The organism is Micropruina glycogenica (genome assembly GCF_900289045.1).
In the GTDB taxonomy this organism is placed as follows: domain Bacteria; phylum Actinomycetota; class Actinomycetes; order Propionibacteriales; family Propionibacteriaceae; genus Micropruina; species Micropruina glycogenica.
Genome location: NZ_LT985188.1, coordinates 2,224,023 through 2,240,293, shown reverse-complemented (window position 1 = coordinate 2,240,293; position 16,271 = coordinate 2,224,023). Strand labels below are relative to the sequence as shown.

Genomic DNA, 16,271 nt, shown 5'->3' with positions numbered 1-16,271 from the left:
GATCGCCCTCAGGGGGCGTCGGCCGGCAGCTTGATCAGCGGGAGCAGGCCGAGCAGCAACAGGCAGGCCGCGCCGTCGAGCAGGTACAGGTCGCGGAAGCCCTCGTTGAGCGTGCTCTGAAAGGTCTGCTTCAGCTCGGGTGCCAGGGCGTCGATCTGGGCCAGGTAGTCGGTCAGCGCTTGGTCGAAAGCGCCGGGCACGGCCTTGTCGAGCACCGTGAGTTCGCGGACGGTCTCGGCCACGTCGATGCGCGCGTCGTCGATGTCGGCTCGGGCCTGCACCAACTGTTTGCGCGCGTCGGCCAGCTCGGCCCGCTCGGCGGCCAGCTTCGTGCGCGCCTGCAGCACCCCGTCACGGGCCTTGATCAGCTTGGCGCGCTCGGCGACGAGCTTGGCACGCGCGGCGCTCAGCTTGGCTCGCTTCGCGACCGTGGCGTCACGCTGTGCGGTCAGGGTGGCTCGCGCCTTCACCAGCGCAGCACGCTTGGTCACCAACGTGCTGCGCTGCTGCTTCAGCGACGCCAGCTCGGCCGCCAGCGGCTTGCGTTGCTCCTGCAGCTCGGCGAGCTTGGCCTCGTTGGCCGCGATGGACGCCTTCAACGCGTCGATCTGCGGCTGCAGCGCAGGGTCGCCCGCCGCTTCGAGCTTCGCCAGCGCCTGTTGTTGCCCCGTGATGGCGCTGGTCAGGCCGGCGATACCCGCATCGATACCGGCCAGCGGCTTGCTCACCCCGGCGATGCCCTGGTCGATTCCCTTGATGGCCTTGGTCATGCCGTTGACGCCCTTGGTCTGCCCGGCGATGCCCTTGGTCATGCCCGCGATGGCCTTGGTCATGCCATCGATGCCCTTGGTCTGCCCCGCGATGCCCGTGGTCATGCCGTCGATGCCCTTGCCCATCGAGGCAACCGTCTTGTCCAGCTTGGCCAGCCCTGTGCGCATCGAGTCGAGACCTTCGGCCATCTCGTCGATGGTCTTCGTCATCTTGGTGCGCGTCTTCTTCAGCTTGCCGTCGACGGTGCCCAACTGGTCGATGCCGGTCTCGACACCGCCCTGAATGTCGGCGATCACCGACGGCGTGCGCTCGTCGAACATGTGCTTGGCCACCGTCTTGGTGTCGGCGACGATGGTGGTGACGTCGGCGTTCTTCAGCAGCGTCACCAGCTCATCGGGCAGGGTGCCGCCCCCGTCGGTGTTCACCGCAATGGTGGTCTTGCCGCTCAGGTCAGGAAACTCGACACCCTTCAGCGCTTCGGCGAACCGGTCGTCGGCCTTCCACGTGTCGAACGTGGCCTGCAGGGTGGCCGCGTACGGCAGCTCGGGTGCCTTGATCGTGCTCGGCAGTTGGGCGGTCAGCCGGTCCTGCACCAGCCCGCCGGCGTGGGCCAGAAAGCCGACCATGATCACCGGGGCGAGTGTGGTGCCGATCGAGCGCACCAGCGACAGGGTGCCCAGCGCTGAGTTCGATTGTTTGGCCGGGGTGAGCCGCAACATCAGGTAGTTGAGCGGTGAACCAATCACGAATCCCAGGCCCAGACCGATCAGAATCAGGGTGACGATCACGCTCGGGTACCCGGGGGACGGAATCACCCACGCGATCACGCCCACGGCGGCCAACGCCGAGATCGAGGCGCCGACGGCCAGCACCAGTTTGGGGCCGAACTGGTCGGTCAGCCGTCCGGACAGCGGAGCGCCCACGCCCGAGGCCAGGCCCAGAATGATCACCAGGTAGCCGCCCGACCCGCTGGGCAACTGCAGCGCGTTCTCGGCCAACTGCGGCACGAACACCACGCCCATCAGAATGAACCCCGACAGAAACGACGCCGCCAGGGTGAGCGCTATGGGTGCCTGGGTGAAGTAGCCGAGGTTGAGCACCGGGTCGGCGGCCCGGCGTTCGGCCAGCACGAACAGCGGCAGCAGCACCACGAAGGCGAGCAGATAGGGGTAGACGTCGATCGAGGTGAGGCTGGCGGCGAGGTCGAAGAAGTCGATGTTGGTGAGGCCGTACAGCAGGCTCATGATCATGGCCACCAGCAGCGCGGTGCCGATCAGGTCGAGCGGTGCCACGGTGGTTTCGCGGTGGTTCGGCAGCAACGCCCAGCCGGCGATCACGATCAGCGCGGCGATCGGCACGTTGACGTAGAAGATCCACTGCCAGTCGTGCGAACCGGCGATGTCGAGAATCAGGCTTCCTGCCGACGCCCCCAGCAGGTTCGCGATGCCGAACACGGCCCCCACCAGGCCCAACGCCAGACCTCGGCGTTCTTCGGGCACCTCGGTGCCGATCTCGGCCGTAGCGATCGGCAGAATGCCGCCGCCGCCGATGGCCTGAATGGCACGGGCGGCGATCAGCATGCCGAAGCTGCCCACGTCCTGCGCGAGCCCGCACAGCAGCGACCCGACACCGAACAGCGCGATCGCGAACAGGTACACAGGCTTGCGGCCCAGCCGATCGGCCAGCTTGCCCAACACCGGAATCGCTGCCGCGTACGACAGCGTGTAGATGGTGATCATCCAGATGCCGAGTTGCTCGCTGACGCCCAGGTCGTCGCTGATGATCGTGCGGGCCGGGGTGACGATGCCGGTGTCGATCGCGCCCATGAAGATGCCCAGCAGGTAGAGCCCCATGGCGAGTGCCCAGCGTGGACGGCGGGCGCTCATCGGTTCGGCTCCTCGGCTTCGCGCAACTCGCGGTCGAACCGCTCCAAAGCCGCGTTGACCACGCCCAACACGCGCGCACAGGCGTCGAGGTCGGCGTCGGAGAAGTCGGCCAGCGCGTCGGCATGCAGGTGGCCGAGGGGAGTGAAGAAGTCGCGCGCCACCCGGTGCCCGTGCTCGCCGAAACGCAGCACCACCGTCCTGCGATCGCGGGTGCCGCGCTCGCGCCACACGTGCCCGGCCTCGGTCAGCCGGTCGACGGCGTAGGTGATCGCCGCGGGCGTGAGGTCGAGTTGGGCGGCCAGTTCGCGCACGGTGAGCGGCGAGCCGGCCAGGTCGGCGGCATAGATCGCGGTGAGCGCGCGAAAGTCGGTGGGGTGCAGGCCCTGGCTGGACGCGAAGCTGTGCCCGACGCGCTCGGACGACCACCCGACGTCACGAACCAGGGTGGCCAGCGTGCGCAACAGGCGGGCGCGATCGAGTTCTTCCACACGCCCAGTATGCCAGATCGTTAAACCATTTGACCATCAAGCCGTTGTGCGCACAGGGTGGCCGCCGGCTGATGCTGGCGGTTTGCTGAGAGTTCGCTCGCAGATAGCTGAGAATTCAACTATCTGATGAGTTTCACTTCTGGGGCGCGCTAGCCTTATTGGTATGACAGACAAATATCATCTGGAGATGATCGAGAGCGCCACTGGGGAGCTCACCGCCGACGAGCAGGGGCTGCTCGTCATGTTGCCCATCGAACTGCGCGACGCGTTCGTGCTGCTGGCCACCCACGATCGGGCCGACGATGCCGCCCGGCACCTGGCCCTGGCGCTCGGCCGGCTGAACCAGGCCCGCACCGGCTCGTCGCTGCACCTGCTGACTCCCGCGCGCCGGCTGCAGTTTCTGCTGACACTGACGGGCTACCTGCACCGCCTGCCCGAAGGATGGCACCGGCAGGCCCTGACCACGCTGGGTGCTGCCGCGGTGGCCCGCACGCCCGTCGAGGCGCGCGGACGGCTGCGCAACACCGAAGCGGCCGTCGTTCGCGGCGTCGGCGAACTGGCCCAGTCGGTCACGACCTCCGCGGCGGCCTGAGCACGGCTCCCGGCCCCACTGCCGCGGGTCGGCCGGTGGGCTCGCGTAGGCTCACCGCATGATCGCGCTGCCGTACCCCGGCAACGACTTGGTACACGGGCTCTGGGTGGGGCTCGGCCTGCTGGCCGCGCTGATCTGGTACGGGCTCGAGAAGCGCCGGCTCCGCCTGCGTGACGACCGGCTGTGGGTCTTGGCCGGCATGGCTGTGGCGTTCGGCGCCATCGGTGCCCGGGTGCTCACCTGGCCACAGGCCGGGCCGAGCGGCTACCCGTCGCTGGCGCAGTGGTGGGTCGAGGGCAACCGCAGCATTCTGGCCGGCCTGGTCGGCGCCTGGTTCGGGGTCTGGCTGGGCAAGCGGCTGACCGGTTACCGCGCCGACACCGGCGAGCTCTTCGCCCCGGCCGTGGCGCTGGCCGTGGCCATCGGACGGGTGGGCTGCCTGCTCACCGAGAATCCCGGCACCTCGACCGGGGGCGACTGGGGCATGGTGCTCACCCCCGAACAGGCCCTGCGCCTGGGCGGGGTCGCAGACGTCGGCCTGCACCCGTCGTTCGCCTACGAGATCGCCTTTCAGCTCGTGGCCTTCGTCCTGCTGCTGCGTTGGCGTGCGCGGCTGGCGCCCGGCGCGCTGTTTCGGCTCTACGTGGCGGCCTACGCCCTGTTTCGGTTCTCGGTCGAGTTCGTGCGGGGCAATCACGAGCTGTGGCTCGGGCTCAGTGGCCCGCAGTGGTTTCTACTGGCCGTCTCGCCGCTGCTGATCCGGTCGGTGGTTCGCGTCGTCCGATCGGCCCGGCGCCCCGCCGCCACGCCCGCCTGACCGAAAAGAAAGCCGCTGGGTGCTTCGCTGTGCGCCCCGCATGGGTCACTATTGGTCGATGAGCGGGCCCGACTTCGTGCCGCCGGGCGACCGGTCCGACGGTCGGTGGCCGTCGCAACCACCGCCCGGCCAGCCCTGGCAGATGCCACCGACACCCAACACCTCGGGCGGGTCGCTGCTGCTGGGTCTGGTGATCGGCGTCATCGTGTTGCTGGGCGGGGGCTGGACCTTCCTGGCCTTCGTCACCCGCGTCAACGGCGACGTCGGCTTCGGGCTCGCCGTCGGTCTGCTGGTGGCGTACATCGTCGTCGCCATCGTGTTCGCGGTGCGCCCCAGCACCTCGCGCCTCGGCGCGGGCCTGCTGCTGGCCATCGGGGCGGTGCTGGTCATTCTCGCCGGATTGTGCTTCGGCCTGGTGTTCGGCGTGATCCGATGAAGGCCACCCTGGGCCCCGGCCAGCCGCTGCGCGGCGACCGCATTCACCGCTACGTCACGGCGTTCTGCCCGCTGTGCCACGAGTCGAACCCGCCGTTGGCGCAGGTGCGCAGGCTGTCGGGCCAACTGCTCGAACGCGACGACCGCGTCTGGTTGCAGCGCGCCTGCCCCGACCACGGCGTCGTCACCACCCTGTACGACGAAGACCCGCAGATTCTGCGCTACCTCGAAAAGTGGCAGGCGCCCACCAAACGGCACACCCCCGACGACCCGACGAACTTTCGCCAGGTGCCGCAGGCCTACGCCTACGGCCTGCCGCCGCTGCAGACCCAGCACACCTGCATCTTGTTGCAAGACGTGATCGAGCACTGCAACCTGCGCTGCCCGACCTGTTTCACCTCGTCGGGCCCCACGTTGAAGGGCGTTGCGCCGCTGGCCGACATTCTGGCCAACGTCGACACCCGGCTCAGCCGCGAGCAGAACCGGCTCGACGTGCTGATGCTGTCGGGCGGTGAGCCGACGCTCTACCCGCACCTGGCCGAGCTGCTCGACGAGCTGGTGGCGCGGCCGATCGTGCGCATCATGGTGAACACCAACGGCCTGCTGATCGCCTCGGACGACGACCTGGTCGCCCTGCTGCACAAGCACCGGTCGCGGGTCGAGGTGTACCTGCAGTACGACGGGCCGTCGCCGCAGGCGTCCATCCATCACCGAGGTGGCGACCTGACCCGTTTCAAAGAGGCCGCCATCGCCCGGCTGTCGCAGGCCGGAGTGTTCACCACCCTGACCATGACCGCGGCCCTGGGGGTCAACGACGGCGACATCGGCGCGGTGGTGTTGCGGGCGCTCGAGACGCCGTTCGTCGGTGGGGTGGCGCTGCAGACGGTGTTCGGCTCGGGCCGTGGCCACGGCATCGACCCGGTGAACCGGCTCACCCACACCGGCGTGCTGGCTCGGCTCGAAGAACAGACCGGCGGGGTGGTGGCCTGGCACGACCTGACCGCCCTGCCGTGCTCGCACCCGCACTGCGCGTCGGTGGGCTACCTGCTCAAGGACGACGCCGGGGTCTGGCGGTCGCTGTGCGCGCTGGTGGGCCACGACCAACTGCTCGCCTGGCTCGAACTCGACCCCGACGCCCTGGCCAACCGCATCGCCGACCACGAGCTGCCCGCACAACTCAGGGAGCTGATGCGCACCTCGCTGCTCGACCTGATGAGCGAGGTGTCGTCGCTGTCGCACCCACGCACCGCGCAGCTGTGGCAGAACATCTGCACCCAGTGCGACCTGGGCATCGGCACCCTCACCACGCTGGCGGCCGGCAAACTGCCCGGCCAGCAGAACCGGCTGCGCCGCCTGCTCGCCGAGCGGGTGGTGCGCATCACCGTGAAACCGTTCATGGACATCTCGACCATGATCGAAGAGCGGCTCACCCAGTGCTGCGTGCACGTGGGCACCAAGAGCGCAGCCGATGCCCACCAGTGCGCACCCTTCTGCGCGGTGCAGGCGTGGCCGCAACTGGCCGATCAGCGACTCAGCACCGCCACCACCCGCCGCGAACTGCGGCTGGTCGAGACGAGCCGGGCCGGCTCGTGAGCGGCGTGGACGACGCCCGCCGCATCGCGGGCGGTCCCAGCCCCTCGGAGCAGGTGGCTGCCCGGTCGGGGACGGACGACGCCGCCGAGGCGCCGGCGTTCGACCCGCTGAAGTTGTGCATCTTCGCCACCGTGGCATTGCTCGGCTGGCTGGCCGGCCCGTTCGCCCTGCTGGTGTTCGCCGGGCTGGGCTTCGCCGGCTATTGGCGGGCTCGCCGCGCCGGGCTCACCCGCTCGAAGTGCCTGCTGCGCGACACCCGCCTGGTGCTGGCCTACCTGGCGGCGCTGGCCGTGCTCGCCGGCTGGGCGATCTGGCAACTCGTCGCCGGCTGGCTGAGTTGACCAGAATCGTTGGCACTCGGGTTGAACGAGTGCTAACGCCGCGATAGATTCGAGTTAGCACTCTCACCCGTAGAGTGCGAACGGCCGAAGACGGCACCGCGACGACGTCCCGGCCCCGAATCCGACAACTTCGGGCCACCGTGCCCAGCAAAGAAAGGGTTTTGACGTGGCAGTCACGATCAAGCCGCTCGAGGATCGCATCCTCGTCCAGCCGCTGGAAGCCGAGCAGACCACCGCTTCCGGCCTGGTCATTCCCGACACCGCCAAGGAGAAGCCGCAAGAGGGCAAGGTCGTTGCGACCGGTCCCGGCCGCGTCGACGACAACGGCAACCGCGTTCCGCTCGATGTCGCCGAGGGCGACGTCGTGATCTTCTCCAAGTACGGCGGCACCGAGGTCAAGTACGACGGCCAGGAGTTCCTGCTCCTGAACGCCCGCGACATCCTCGCCATCGTCTCCAAGTAAGGAATCGACACCCAATGCCAAAGATCCTTCAGTTCGACGAGGACGCCCGGCGCTCGCTCGAGCGCGGCGTGGACGTCCTCGCCAACACCGTGAAGGTGACCCTCGGCCCCAAGGGCCGCTATGTCGTTCTCGACAAGAAGTGGGGAGCCCCGACCATCACCAACGACGGCGTCACCGTCGCCAAAGAGGTCGAGCTCACCGATCCGTACGAGAACCTCGGCGCCCAACTGGCCAAGGAGGTCGCCACCAAGACCAACGACGTCGCGGGTGACGGCACCACCACCGCCACCGTGCTCGCCCAGGCGCTGGTGCACGAAGGCCTGCGCGCGGTCGCGTCCGGCGCCAACCCGGTGGGCCTCAAGCGGGGCATCGAGGCTGCGGTCGAGGCCGTCAGCGACGAGCTGCGCAACCTGGCCCGTGAGGTCGACGACACCGAAGACATGGCCAACGTGGCGACCATCTCGGCCCGCGACCCCGAGATCGGCCGGCTGATCGCCGACGCGTTCGACAAGGTCGGCAAGGACGGCGTGATCACCGTCGACGAGTCGCAGACCTTCGGCACCGAACTCGAGTTCACCGAGGGCATGCAGTTCGACAAGGGCTACCTGTCGCCGTACTTCGTCACCGATCCCGAGCGCATGGAGGCCGTCCTCGAAGACCCCTACATCCTGATCAACCAGGGCAAGGTCTCTTCGATGAACGACCTGCTGCCCCTGCTCGAGAAGGTGATCGGCGCCGGTGGCACCCTGTTCATCGTGGCCGAGGACGTCGACGGCGAGGCGCTCTCCACTCTGGTGGTGAACAAGATCCGCGGCACCTTCACCTCGGTGGCCGTCAAGGCTCCCGCGTTCGGTGATCGCCGCAAGGCCATGCTCGAGGACATCGCGATCCTCACCGGCGGCAAGGTGGTCGCTCCCGAGGTCGGGCTGAAGCTCGACCAGGTCGGCCTCGACGTGCTGGGCCGCGCCCGGCGCATCGTGGTCACCAAAGACAACACCACCATCGTCGACGGCGCCGGATCTGCCGACGAGGTCAAGGGCCGGGTGGCGCAGCTGTCCGCCGAGATCGCCCGCACCGATTCGGACTGGGACCGCGAGAAGCTGCAGGAGCGGGTCGCCAAGCTCGCGGGCGGCGTCTGCGTGATCAAGGTCGGCGCCGCCACCGAGGTGGAGCTCAAGGAGAAGAAGCACCGCATCGAGGACGCCGTCTCGGCCACCCGCGCGGCCATCGAAGAGGGCATCGTCGCCGGTGGCGGCTCCGCTCTCATCCATGCCGCCCAGGTGCTGGAGGGCGGCCTGGGCAAGTCCGGTGACGAGGCGACCGGCGTGGCCATCGTGGCCAAGGCGGTCGTCGAGCCGCTGCGCTGGATCGCCGAGAACGGCGGCGAGCCCGGTTACGTCATCGTGTCGAAGGTGAAGGAACTGCCGGCCGGCCAGGGCTACAACGCAGCCACCGGCGAGTACGGCGACCTGGTCGCCGCCGGCGTCATCGACCCGGTCAAGGTCACCCGTTCGGCGCTGGCCAACGCGGCCTCGATCGCGGCACTGCTGCTCACCACCGAAACCCTGGTGGTCGAGAAGCCGGAAGATTCCGACGACGACGGTCACAACCACTGATCGGTTGAACCCACGAAGCCCCCGTCCAACTGGACGGGGGCTTCGTGCGTTGAGCCTGAACCCGCGTCGCTCGATCGATGCCGGCATCGGTCACTACTGCCGCGTTGCCGAAATGGTGCCGGGTTATTTCCTGGCAGCAGTTGCCCACGGTGGCAGCAGTGACTGATGCCGACATCGATTCACCTGCTGGGTTGGACGCCGGCGCGAGTCAACCGGTGCCGGCATCGATTGTCCAGCGCCGGGTTGTGTGACTGCTGCCGCGTCATAACGCGGCAGCAGAGATCCGCGGAGGCACCTGTCACCCATGCCGGCACACGTTTCAGCCTTCGTCCCCAGCGTTCGACCGTCGGCGCTGCGGACTCTGTGCTGCGTTCGACAGGGTCACATTCGAGTGCCCTGCGTCGACGCCGTTAGCATGAGCCCGTGCCCGCCGCCCTGACCGACTTGCGCCTGCCGGCGTCCGCCGTCTGCGGCATCGGGCTGCTGGGCACGGCGCTGATCGGCTGGGGCAGTTGTCACCCTGAGTTCGCCTTCGGTTCGGACGGCTGGCCGTCCGCAGCCGTCAACGCGATCGGCAGCGCGCTGCCGCTGCCGTGGAACCGCTTGGCCGTCGTCATCGGTGTGCTGCTGCTGGTGGCCGCCTGGTGGCTGGCCCGGCCCGGTGCCGCCGACCCGACCTATCGGCGCCGCTTGCTGATCGCCGCGGCCCTGTGGAGCGTGCCGCTGCTTGTGGTGCCCCCGGTGCTCTCGGCGGACGCCGTGCTCTACGCCGACCTGGGTTGGATCGTGAATCAGAGCCAGAACCCGTACGTCGTTGGTCTGACCGGTGCCGGTGGCCCCTACGCGCCGCACGTCGACCCGCTCTGGGCGGGCAACGGTGTGGCCTACCCGCCGTTGGCCCTGCTGACCGATGCGGTGGTGGTGCGGCTGGTCGGTTTCGCCACCTATGCGGGCATCATCGCGATGCGGCTGCCCGCGTTGCTGTCGCTGGCGGTGATCGCCTGGGTGCTGCCCCGGTTGGCCACTCGGCTGGACGTCGACGCCGATCGTGCGCTGTGGTGGGGGCTGGTGAACCCCCTGGTGATCGTGCATTTCGTCGGGGGAGCGCACAACGATGCCGCGATGATCGCGCTGGCTCTGGTGGGACTGTGGGTGGGGCTGCGCGGCGAGCATTGGGCCTACGGCCTGGTCGGGGGCCCCGCTGTGATCGGGGTGGCGATGGCGTTCAAGCAGCAGGCCGGGCTGGCGGTGATCGCCTGCGCCGGGCTGCCGATCGCCGCCCGATTGGCGGCGCTGCCCCCGGTTCGCCGGCTGACGATCTTGGCCGCTCGCACGGCCGTCGCCACGCTCGTGGCCGCGCTCGTGTTCGTCGCCGTCAGCCTGGCCAGCGGGCTTGGTTTCGGTTGGACGAAGTGGCTGTCGTTGATGGGCAAGGCCGGCACGGCCGCGCCGTTCTCGGTGATCGCGCAGGTGGGCGAGAGCCTGATCGAGCGCTTCGGCGGCGACCCGACCGGTTGGCTCGCCGCGGTGGGCGCCATCTCGACCCTCACGCTGCTGGCCGCGCTGGTGTGGATCGCCGTCCGGTTCTACGATCGTCCCCTCGCGCTGGTGGCCTGGGGGTCGCTGGCGGTCAGCGGCCTGGGGCAGTCGATGCACCCCTGGTACATACCGTGGTCGATCGTGCTGCTGGCGCTGATCCCGCTCACGCGCCGTCAGTTCGGCTGGGTGACAGCGTTCATGGTCGGGTTCGTGAGCTGGAACGCCGTGCAGACCGTGGTGTGGCACGGCGTGACCTGACCTGTTCGAAACACACTGTGAGTTCGGGTATCGCAGACGATGCCCAGACTCACGCTCTCTTTGCCGGGTCGGGCCGGAACCCCCTCTAGACTCGGTGGGCAACCCCCAACCCGAAGGTTTCGCATGCCCGCTTCGTTCTGGCGCCTGCCCGGCGTGTGGATCGGACTGGTCGGCTCGACCCTGGTCGGGCTGGGCGCCACCTCGAACGGTTTCTCGTTCAATCCGGTCGGCTGGGGCGTCGGCCCGATCGCCTGGCTGGCCACCACCATCGACCGCAGCACCGGCAACCTGCTGATCGCGCTCGGTTGCGTGCTGCTGTCGCTGGGCTGGCTGTTGCTGGTGCCCGGCCCGGGTCGCCCGGCCGTACCCGCCTGGCTGTGGCTGGTCTGGTCGGTGCCGTTGTTGATCGTGCCGCCGGTGATGAGCGGCGACCCGTTTCTGTACGCCGACCTGGGCTGGATTCTGCATCAGGGCGGCAACCCCTACGTCGACGTGATGGGCAGCATGGGTGGGCCGTTCGCGGCGTTCATCGACCCGTTCTGGGCGGGTAACGGCGTGGCCTACCCGCCGCTGTCGCTCGAGGTGAACAGGCTGATGATCGCCGTCGGCGGGTTCCACCCCTACTGGGGCGTGATCGCCCAGCGGCTGCCCGCCCTGGCCGGCATGGGCCTGCTGGCGGCGTTTCTGCCCCGCCTCGCCGATCAGCTGCGCGTCGACCGGCAGTGGGCCGTCTGGCTGGGTGTGCTCAACCCGATCGCGATCGTCCATCTGGTCGGCGGGGCCCACAACGACACCCTGATGGCCGGCGTGGTGGTGTTCGCCATCTGGCTGAGCGTGCAACGCGTGCCCCGGGTCTCTGCCTCACTGGTGCTGGCGCCGATCGTGATCGGGCTGGCGATGGCGCTCAAGCAGCAGGCCGGGCTCGCGGTGATCGCCGCCGCCGGATTGCCTGTCGCCGCACAACTCGTCCGGCTGTCGCGGCCGCAACGCGTCGCCGTGCTGGGCTGGCGCACCGCCGTCGCGGCCGTCGTGGCCCTGACCACCTTCGTGGCCGTCTCGCTGTCCACCGGCCTGGGTTTCGGCTGGACCAACTGGCTCTCGCAGATGGGCCGGGCCCGCACGCTCACCCTCTCGATCGCCATCTCGGACGCCTTCGCCTGGACCGGCGTCGACCTCACCAACGCCGCCAACACCCTGCTGGCGCTGCTGGCCGTGGGTGGGCTGGTATTTCTGCTGGTCACCAGGCCCGAGCGCCCGCTTGAGGTGACCGCCTGGGGATCGGTGTTCGTGCTGTTCATCGGCCAGGCCTTGCACCCCTGGTACGTGGGCCTCAGCCTGGCGCTGATCGCCCTGCTGCCGCTGCGCCGAGGGACGGCTCGCTGGGTGGTGTTCACCACCATCGGCTATCTGATGGCCTACTGCGTGAACAACCTCTACAGCGTGGCCGTGCTGCCCTCGATCGTCGCGGGGCTCGCCTTCGGCTGCCTGGCCTACGCCATCTACACCGGACGACCCGAGCGCGGCACCCGGCTGGGCTGAGGGCCGTCCCGCACGGCTTGGGCGGCCTATAGGCTGGGACGATGCGTATCGCGATCGCGGGGGCGTCCGGACTGCTGGGCCGCGCCACCGCCGACCACCTGCGGAGCACCGGTCACCAGGTGGTGACACTGGTGCGACGGCCGCCCCAGAACCTCGACGAACGACTGTGGTTTCCCGACGAGGGCCGCATCACCGCGCCCGGGCTCAGCGACGTCGACGCGGTGATCAACTTCTGCGGTGCCGGCATCGCCGATGAGCGCTGGTCGCAGCAACGCAAAGAGTTGCTGCGCTCGTCCCGGCTCAACCCGACCACCACCATCGTGGCCGCCCTCGAACCCGACGGACGCTGCCAGCGCCTGCTGAACGGTTCGGCCGTCGGCTTCTACGGCAACACCGGCGAGACCATGATCGACGAGGGCAGCCCGCGCGGTACCGGCTTTCTGGCCGACCTGTGCGCCGACTGGGAGCAGGCAGCGCAGGCTGCGCCGGTGCCCACCGTCACGCTGCGCACCGGTCAGGTGCTCACCGAGCACGGCGGCTTTCTGGGCAAGCAGAAGCTGGCCTTTCAGCTCGGTCTCGGCGGCCGCATCGGGTCGGGCCGGCAGTTTCTGGCCTGGATCCACATCGACGACTACACCCGCCTCGTCGAGCATCTGCTCACCGCGACGCTCACCGGGCCGGTCAACCTCACCGCGCCGAAGCCCGTCACCAACACCACGTTCACCAACGAGTACGCCCGGTCGCTCAACCGGCCGGCCCTGATTCCGCTGCCCCTGCCCGCACTGCGGCTGATGTTCGGCAGCGAAATGGTCGACGAGGCGCTGCTGAGCGGCAGCCGGGTGCTGCCCAGGCGGGCCCTTGACGACGGCTTCACGTTCGACCACCCCGAGCTCGCTCAGGCATTGTCCGCCCTGGGCTGAACCCCTTCGTCCGACACCCTGGACGGCGCCAAGCCCTACGGTGCAGCCGCATAGACTGAGCCCTCCCGTGCGAAGGAAGTGGTGCCGCGAATGTCCTCCGATCTGACCCCGGCGGGAGTACCCGCGCCGTTCGCGACGCTCGGCCTGACCTTCGACGACGTGCTGCTGCAGCCCAACGCCAGCGATGTGATTCCCTCGTCGGCCGACACCAGCACGATGGTGTCGAAGCGCATCAGCCTGAACATTCCGCTGCTCAGCGCCGCCATGGACACCGTCACCGAGGCCCGCATGGCCATCGCGATGGCGCGTGAGGGCGGCATGGGCATTCTGCACCGCAACATGCCGGCCGACGAGCAGGCGTCCCAGGTCGATCGGGTGAAGCGTTCCGAGGCGGGCATGGTCGACCAGCCCATCACCATCACCGCCGACCGCACCATCGGTGAGGTGGACGAGTTGTGCGGCAAGTTCCGCATCTCGGGCGTGCCGGTGGTCGACGAGGGCTTCAAGCTGCTGGGCATCGTCACCAACCGCGACATGCGCTTCGAAGACGACCCCAACCGCCGGGTCGCCGACGTGATGACGCCCATGCCGCTGGTCACCGGGTGGCCCGGTATTTCGAGCGAAGAGGCGCTGCGGCTGCTGGCCAGGCACAAGATCGAGAAGCTGCCGCTGGTCGACACCGACGGCACCCTGCGTGGCCTGATCACGCTCAAGGACTACGTGAAGAGCGACAAGTACCCGCTGTCGAGCAAAGACGAGCAGGGCCGGCTGCGGGTGGGTGCCGCGGTGGGCTTCTTCGGCGACTCGTGGCAGCGGGCCATGCTGCTGGTCGAGGCCGGTGTGGACGCCATCGTGGTCGACACCGCGCACGGGCACTCCACCGGGGTGCTCGAGATGATCGCCCGGCTGAAGGCCGAGCCGGCGGCGGCCGAGGTGGACATCATCGGCGGCAACGTCGCCACCTACGCCGGAGCGTCCGCGCTGGTCGACGCGGGTGCGGACGGCGTGAAGGTGGGTGTCGGGCCCGGTTCGATCTGCACCACCCGCGTGGTCGCCGGCGTCGGCGTGCCGCAGGTCACGGCCATTCACGACGTGGCCCGCGCGTGCCGTCCGGCCGGGGTGCCGGTGATCGGTGACGGGGGCCTGCAGTATTCGGGCGACATCGCCAAGGCCTTGGTGGCCGGCGCGGACACCGTGATGCTCGGCTCGCTGCTGGCCGGCTGCGAAGAGAGCCCGGGCGAGCTGGTGTTCATCAACGGCAAGCAGTACAAGTCGTACCGGGGCATGGGCTCACTGGGGGCGATGGCAGCGCGGGGGCGGCGGGCGTCCTATTCGAAGGACCGCTACTTTCAGGGCGACGTGACCTCGGACGACAAGCTCATTCCCGAAGGCATCGAGGGCCAGGTGTCGTACCGTGGCCCGCTGGCGGCGGTGGCCTACCAACTGGTCGGCGGCCTGCGGCAGTCGATGTTCTATACCGGTGCGGCCACCGTGCCACAGTTGCACGAGAAGGGCCGGTTCGTGCGCATCACCTCGGCCGGCCTGCGCGAGTCGCACCCGCACGACATTCAGATGACCATGGAGGCGCCCAACTACTCGGCGCCCACTTCCTGACCCGGCAAAGGAGCCTGCCCCATGATCGAGATCGGGCGTTCGAAGCGCGCGCAACAGGTCTACTCGTTCGACGACATCGCGATCGTGCCCACCCGGCGCACGCGACACATCGAAGACGTACGGCTGAACTGGACGATCGACGCGCTCACCTTCGACTTTCCGATCGTGGCCGCCCCGCAAGACTCGGTGATGTCACCGGCCACCGCGGCGGCGATGGGACGTCTCGGCGGGCTGGGCGTGCTCAACCTCGAGGGGTTGTGGACACGCTACGAAGACCCCGAGTCGCTGCTCGAAGATCTGGCGTCGATCGAAGACCAGGTCGAGGCGACGCGGCGCATGCAGATGCTGTACGACGCGCCCGTACAGGGCGAGTTGATCACGCAGCGGCTGAACGAGATCCGCGAGTCGGGGGCACCCGTGGCGGGGGCCCTGTCGCCCGAGAACTGCAAGGCGTTCGCGTCAGTGGTCGAGCAGGCCGGGGTCGACTTCTTCGTGATCCGCGGCACCACGGTGTCGGCCGAGCACGTCAGCAACACCGTCGAGCCGCTGAACCTCAAAGAGTTCATCTACTCCCTCGACGTTCCGGTGATCGTGGGCGGCTGCGCCACCTACCAGGCGGCGTTGCACCTGATGCGCACCGGCGCGGCCGGGGTGCTGGTCGGGTTCGGCGGCGGCGCCACCAAACGCACCCGCAACGTGCTGGGCGTCGAGGTGCCGATGGCGTCCGCGCTGGCCGACGTGGCTGAAGCCCGACGCGACTACATGGACGAGTCGGGCGGACGCTACGTGCACGTGATCGCCGACGGCGCCCTGGGCCGTTCGGGCGACCTGGCCAAGGCGATCGCCTGTGGCGCCGACGCGGTGATGGTCGGCTCGCCGTTGGCGCGGGCATCCGAGGCGCCGGGGCACGGGTACCACTGGGGCCCCGAGGCCTGGCACCCCACGCTGCCGCGCGGCGAGCGGGTCAGGTTCGGCGCGATCGGTTCGCTGGAGCAGATTCTGCTCGGCCCGTCCCACACCCCCGACGGCACGATGAACCTGGTCGGCGCGCTGCGTCGCGCCCTGGCCACCTGCGGCTACACGGAGGTCAAGGAGTTCCAGCGGGTCGAGGTCGTCGTCCACCGCTGAGGCCGCCGGCTCGTCGAGTTCGTCGCGCCGAGCGGTAGTAGCGGCTACGCAACGACGACGACTCCGCGCTCGGACGCCACCCGGGCCAGGGTCGCATCGAACGTGGCCAGGCTCGCGCCGGTCTGGAGCGCAGCCGCGAGCACGCAACAATCGGGCATGCGCAGCGAGGTGTCGGCGCGCAATCGGGCCAGCGCGAGGGGCTGCTCGTCGGTGACCCGCACACTGGCGTGCCGAGGGTTTCGATGACGCTCAGGGCCTCAGCCTCGCGGCC

General features: G+C 69.1%; 14 protein-coding genes and 1 pseudogene. 12 read left to right on the top strand and 3 right to left on the bottom strand.

Annotated elements, in window-relative coordinates:
• Positions 1-8: 8 nt before the first annotated feature.
• A complete protein-coding gene (locus tag MPLG2_RS10600; protein ID WP_105186099.1) occupies positions 9-2,657 on the bottom strand; it encodes an MFS transporter in 2,649 nt (882 codons plus the stop codon).
• Positions 2,654-3,145: a MarR family winged helix-turn-helix transcriptional regulator gene (locus tag MPLG2_RS10595; RefSeq protein ID WP_158681056.1), complete on the bottom strand. Its 492-nt coding sequence runs from the start codon at positions 3,143-3,145 to the stop codon at positions 2,654-2,656. Before MPLG2_RS10595 ends, MPLG2_RS10600 begins: the two co-directional genes overlap by 4 nt.
• Before the next feature lie 163 nt (positions 3,146-3,308).
• On the opposite strand from MPLG2_RS10595, the gene MPLG2_RS10590 reads away from it, so the two are divergent.
• From MPLG2_RS10590 to MPLG2_RS10535, 12 genes are all read left to right on the top strand, one after another.
• Positions 3,309-3,737 (top strand): HD domain-containing protein, encoded by a 429-nt coding sequence (locus MPLG2_RS10590; protein WP_158681054.1) that lies wholly within the window; start codon positions 3,309-3,311, stop codon positions 3,735-3,737.
• A 58-nt stretch (positions 3,738-3,795) separates the two neighbouring features.
• Positions 3,796-4,554: a prolipoprotein diacylglyceryl transferase gene (locus MPLG2_RS10585; protein ID WP_105186096.1), complete on the top strand. Its 759-nt coding sequence runs from the start codon at positions 3,796-3,798 to the stop codon at positions 4,552-4,554.
• Positions 4,555-4,612: 58 nt separating this feature from the next.
• Positions 4,613-4,990: a hypothetical protein gene (locus MPLG2_RS10580; RefSeq protein WP_158681052.1), complete on the top strand. Its 378-nt coding sequence runs from the start codon at positions 4,613-4,615 to the stop codon at positions 4,988-4,990.
• Positions 4,987-6,582: a radical SAM protein gene (locus tag MPLG2_RS10575; RefSeq protein ID WP_105186094.1), complete on the top strand. Its 1,596-nt coding sequence runs from the start codon at positions 4,987-4,989 to the stop codon at positions 6,580-6,582. The genes MPLG2_RS10580 and MPLG2_RS10575 overlap by 4 nt, the downstream gene beginning before the upstream one ends.
• Entirely contained in the window at positions 6,579-6,923 is a 345-nt protein-coding gene (locus MPLG2_RS10570; RefSeq protein ID WP_197709910.1) for a hypothetical protein, read from the top strand. Before MPLG2_RS10575 ends, MPLG2_RS10570 begins: the two co-directional genes overlap by 4 nt.
• Positions 6,924-7,089: 166 nt before the next feature.
• Positions 7,090-7,386, top strand: coding sequence for a co-chaperone GroES (groES, locus tag MPLG2_RS10565; protein WP_105186093.1), 297 nt, complete (start codon positions 7,090-7,092; stop codon positions 7,384-7,386).
• A 14-nt stretch (positions 7,387-7,400) separates the two neighbouring features.
• The gene (groL, locus tag MPLG2_RS10560; protein ID WP_105186092.1) at positions 7,401-9,002 is read left to right on the top strand and encodes a chaperonin GroEL; all 1,602 of its coding nucleotides are present in this window, start codon (positions 7,401-7,403) and stop codon (positions 9,000-9,002) included.
• Positions 9,003-9,425: 423 nt separating this feature from the next.
• Entirely contained in the window at positions 9,426-10,799 is a 1,374-nt protein-coding gene (mptB, locus tag MPLG2_RS10555; RefSeq protein WP_105186091.1) for a polyprenol phosphomannose-dependent alpha 1,6 mannosyltransferase MptB, read from the top strand.
• A gap of 123 nt (positions 10,800-10,922) precedes the next feature.
• Complete coding sequence (gene mptB / locus MPLG2_RS10550) at positions 10,923-12,338, top strand: polyprenol phosphomannose-dependent alpha 1,6 mannosyltransferase MptB (RefSeq protein ID WP_105186090.1); 1,416 nt, start codon at positions 10,923-10,925, stop codon at positions 12,336-12,338.
• Between the two features lie 41 nt (positions 12,339-12,379).
• The gene (locus tag MPLG2_RS10545) at positions 12,380-13,258 is read left to right on the top strand and encodes a TIGR01777 family oxidoreductase (protein ID WP_105186089.1); all 879 of its coding nucleotides are present in this window, start codon (positions 12,380-12,382) and stop codon (positions 13,256-13,258) included.
• Positions 13,259-13,348: 90 nt separating this feature from the next.
• A complete protein-coding gene (guaB, locus tag MPLG2_RS10540; protein WP_105186088.1) occupies positions 13,349-14,872 on the top strand; it encodes an IMP dehydrogenase in 1,524 nt (507 codons plus the stop codon).
• A 21-nt stretch (positions 14,873-14,893) separates the two neighbouring features.
• The gene (locus MPLG2_RS10535) at positions 14,894-16,000 is read left to right on the top strand and encodes a GuaB3 family IMP dehydrogenase-related protein (RefSeq protein WP_105186087.1); all 1,107 of its coding nucleotides are present in this window, start codon (positions 14,894-14,896) and stop codon (positions 15,998-16,000) included.
• 44 nt (positions 16,001-16,044) lie between these two features.
• On the opposite strand, the pseudogene MPLG2_RS10530 reads toward MPLG2_RS10535, so the two are convergent.
• Positions 16,045-16,224: pseudogene (locus tag MPLG2_RS10530) on the bottom strand (PIN domain-containing protein); the annotation flags it as partial.
• Between the last annotated feature and the right edge of the window lie 47 nt (positions 16,225-16,271).

Excerpts from the sequence above, each read along its gene's own strand:
- MPLG2_RS10590 (WP_158681054.1), top strand. The coding sequence starts at position 3,309 with ATGACAGACAAATATCATCTGGAGATGATCGAGAGCGCCACTGGGGAG.
- MPLG2_RS10545 (WP_105186089.1), top strand. The coding sequence starts at position 12,380 with ATGCGTATCGCGATCGCGGGGGCGTCCGGACTGCTGGGCCGCGCCACC.
- MPLG2_RS10580 (WP_158681052.1), top strand. The coding sequence starts at position 4,613 with ATGAGCGGGCCCGACTTCGTGCCGCCGGGCGACCGGTCCGACGGTCGG.
- guaB (WP_105186088.1), top strand. The coding sequence starts at position 13,349 with ATGTCCTCCGATCTGACCCCGGCGGGAGTACCCGCGCCGTTCGCGACG.
- MPLG2_RS10575 (WP_105186094.1), top strand. The coding sequence starts at position 4,987 with ATGAAGGCCACCCTGGGCCCCGGCCAGCCGCTGCGCGGCGACCGCATT.
- groL (WP_105186092.1), top strand. The coding sequence starts at position 7,401 with ATGCCAAAGATCCTTCAGTTCGACGAGGACGCCCGGCGCTCGCTCGAG.
- MPLG2_RS10535 (WP_105186087.1), top strand. The coding sequence starts at position 14,894 with ATGATCGAGATCGGGCGTTCGAAGCGCGCGCAACAGGTCTACTCGTTC.
- MPLG2_RS10585 (WP_105186096.1), top strand. The coding sequence starts at position 3,796 with ATGATCGCGCTGCCGTACCCCGGCAACGACTTGGTACACGGGCTCTGG.
- mptB (WP_105186090.1), top strand. The coding sequence starts at position 10,923 with ATGCCCGCTTCGTTCTGGCGCCTGCCCGGCGTGTGGATCGGACTGGTC.
- MPLG2_RS10600 (WP_105186099.1), bottom strand. The coding sequence starts at position 2,657 with ATGAGCGCCCGCCGTCCACGCTGGGCACTCGCCATGGGGCTCTACCTG.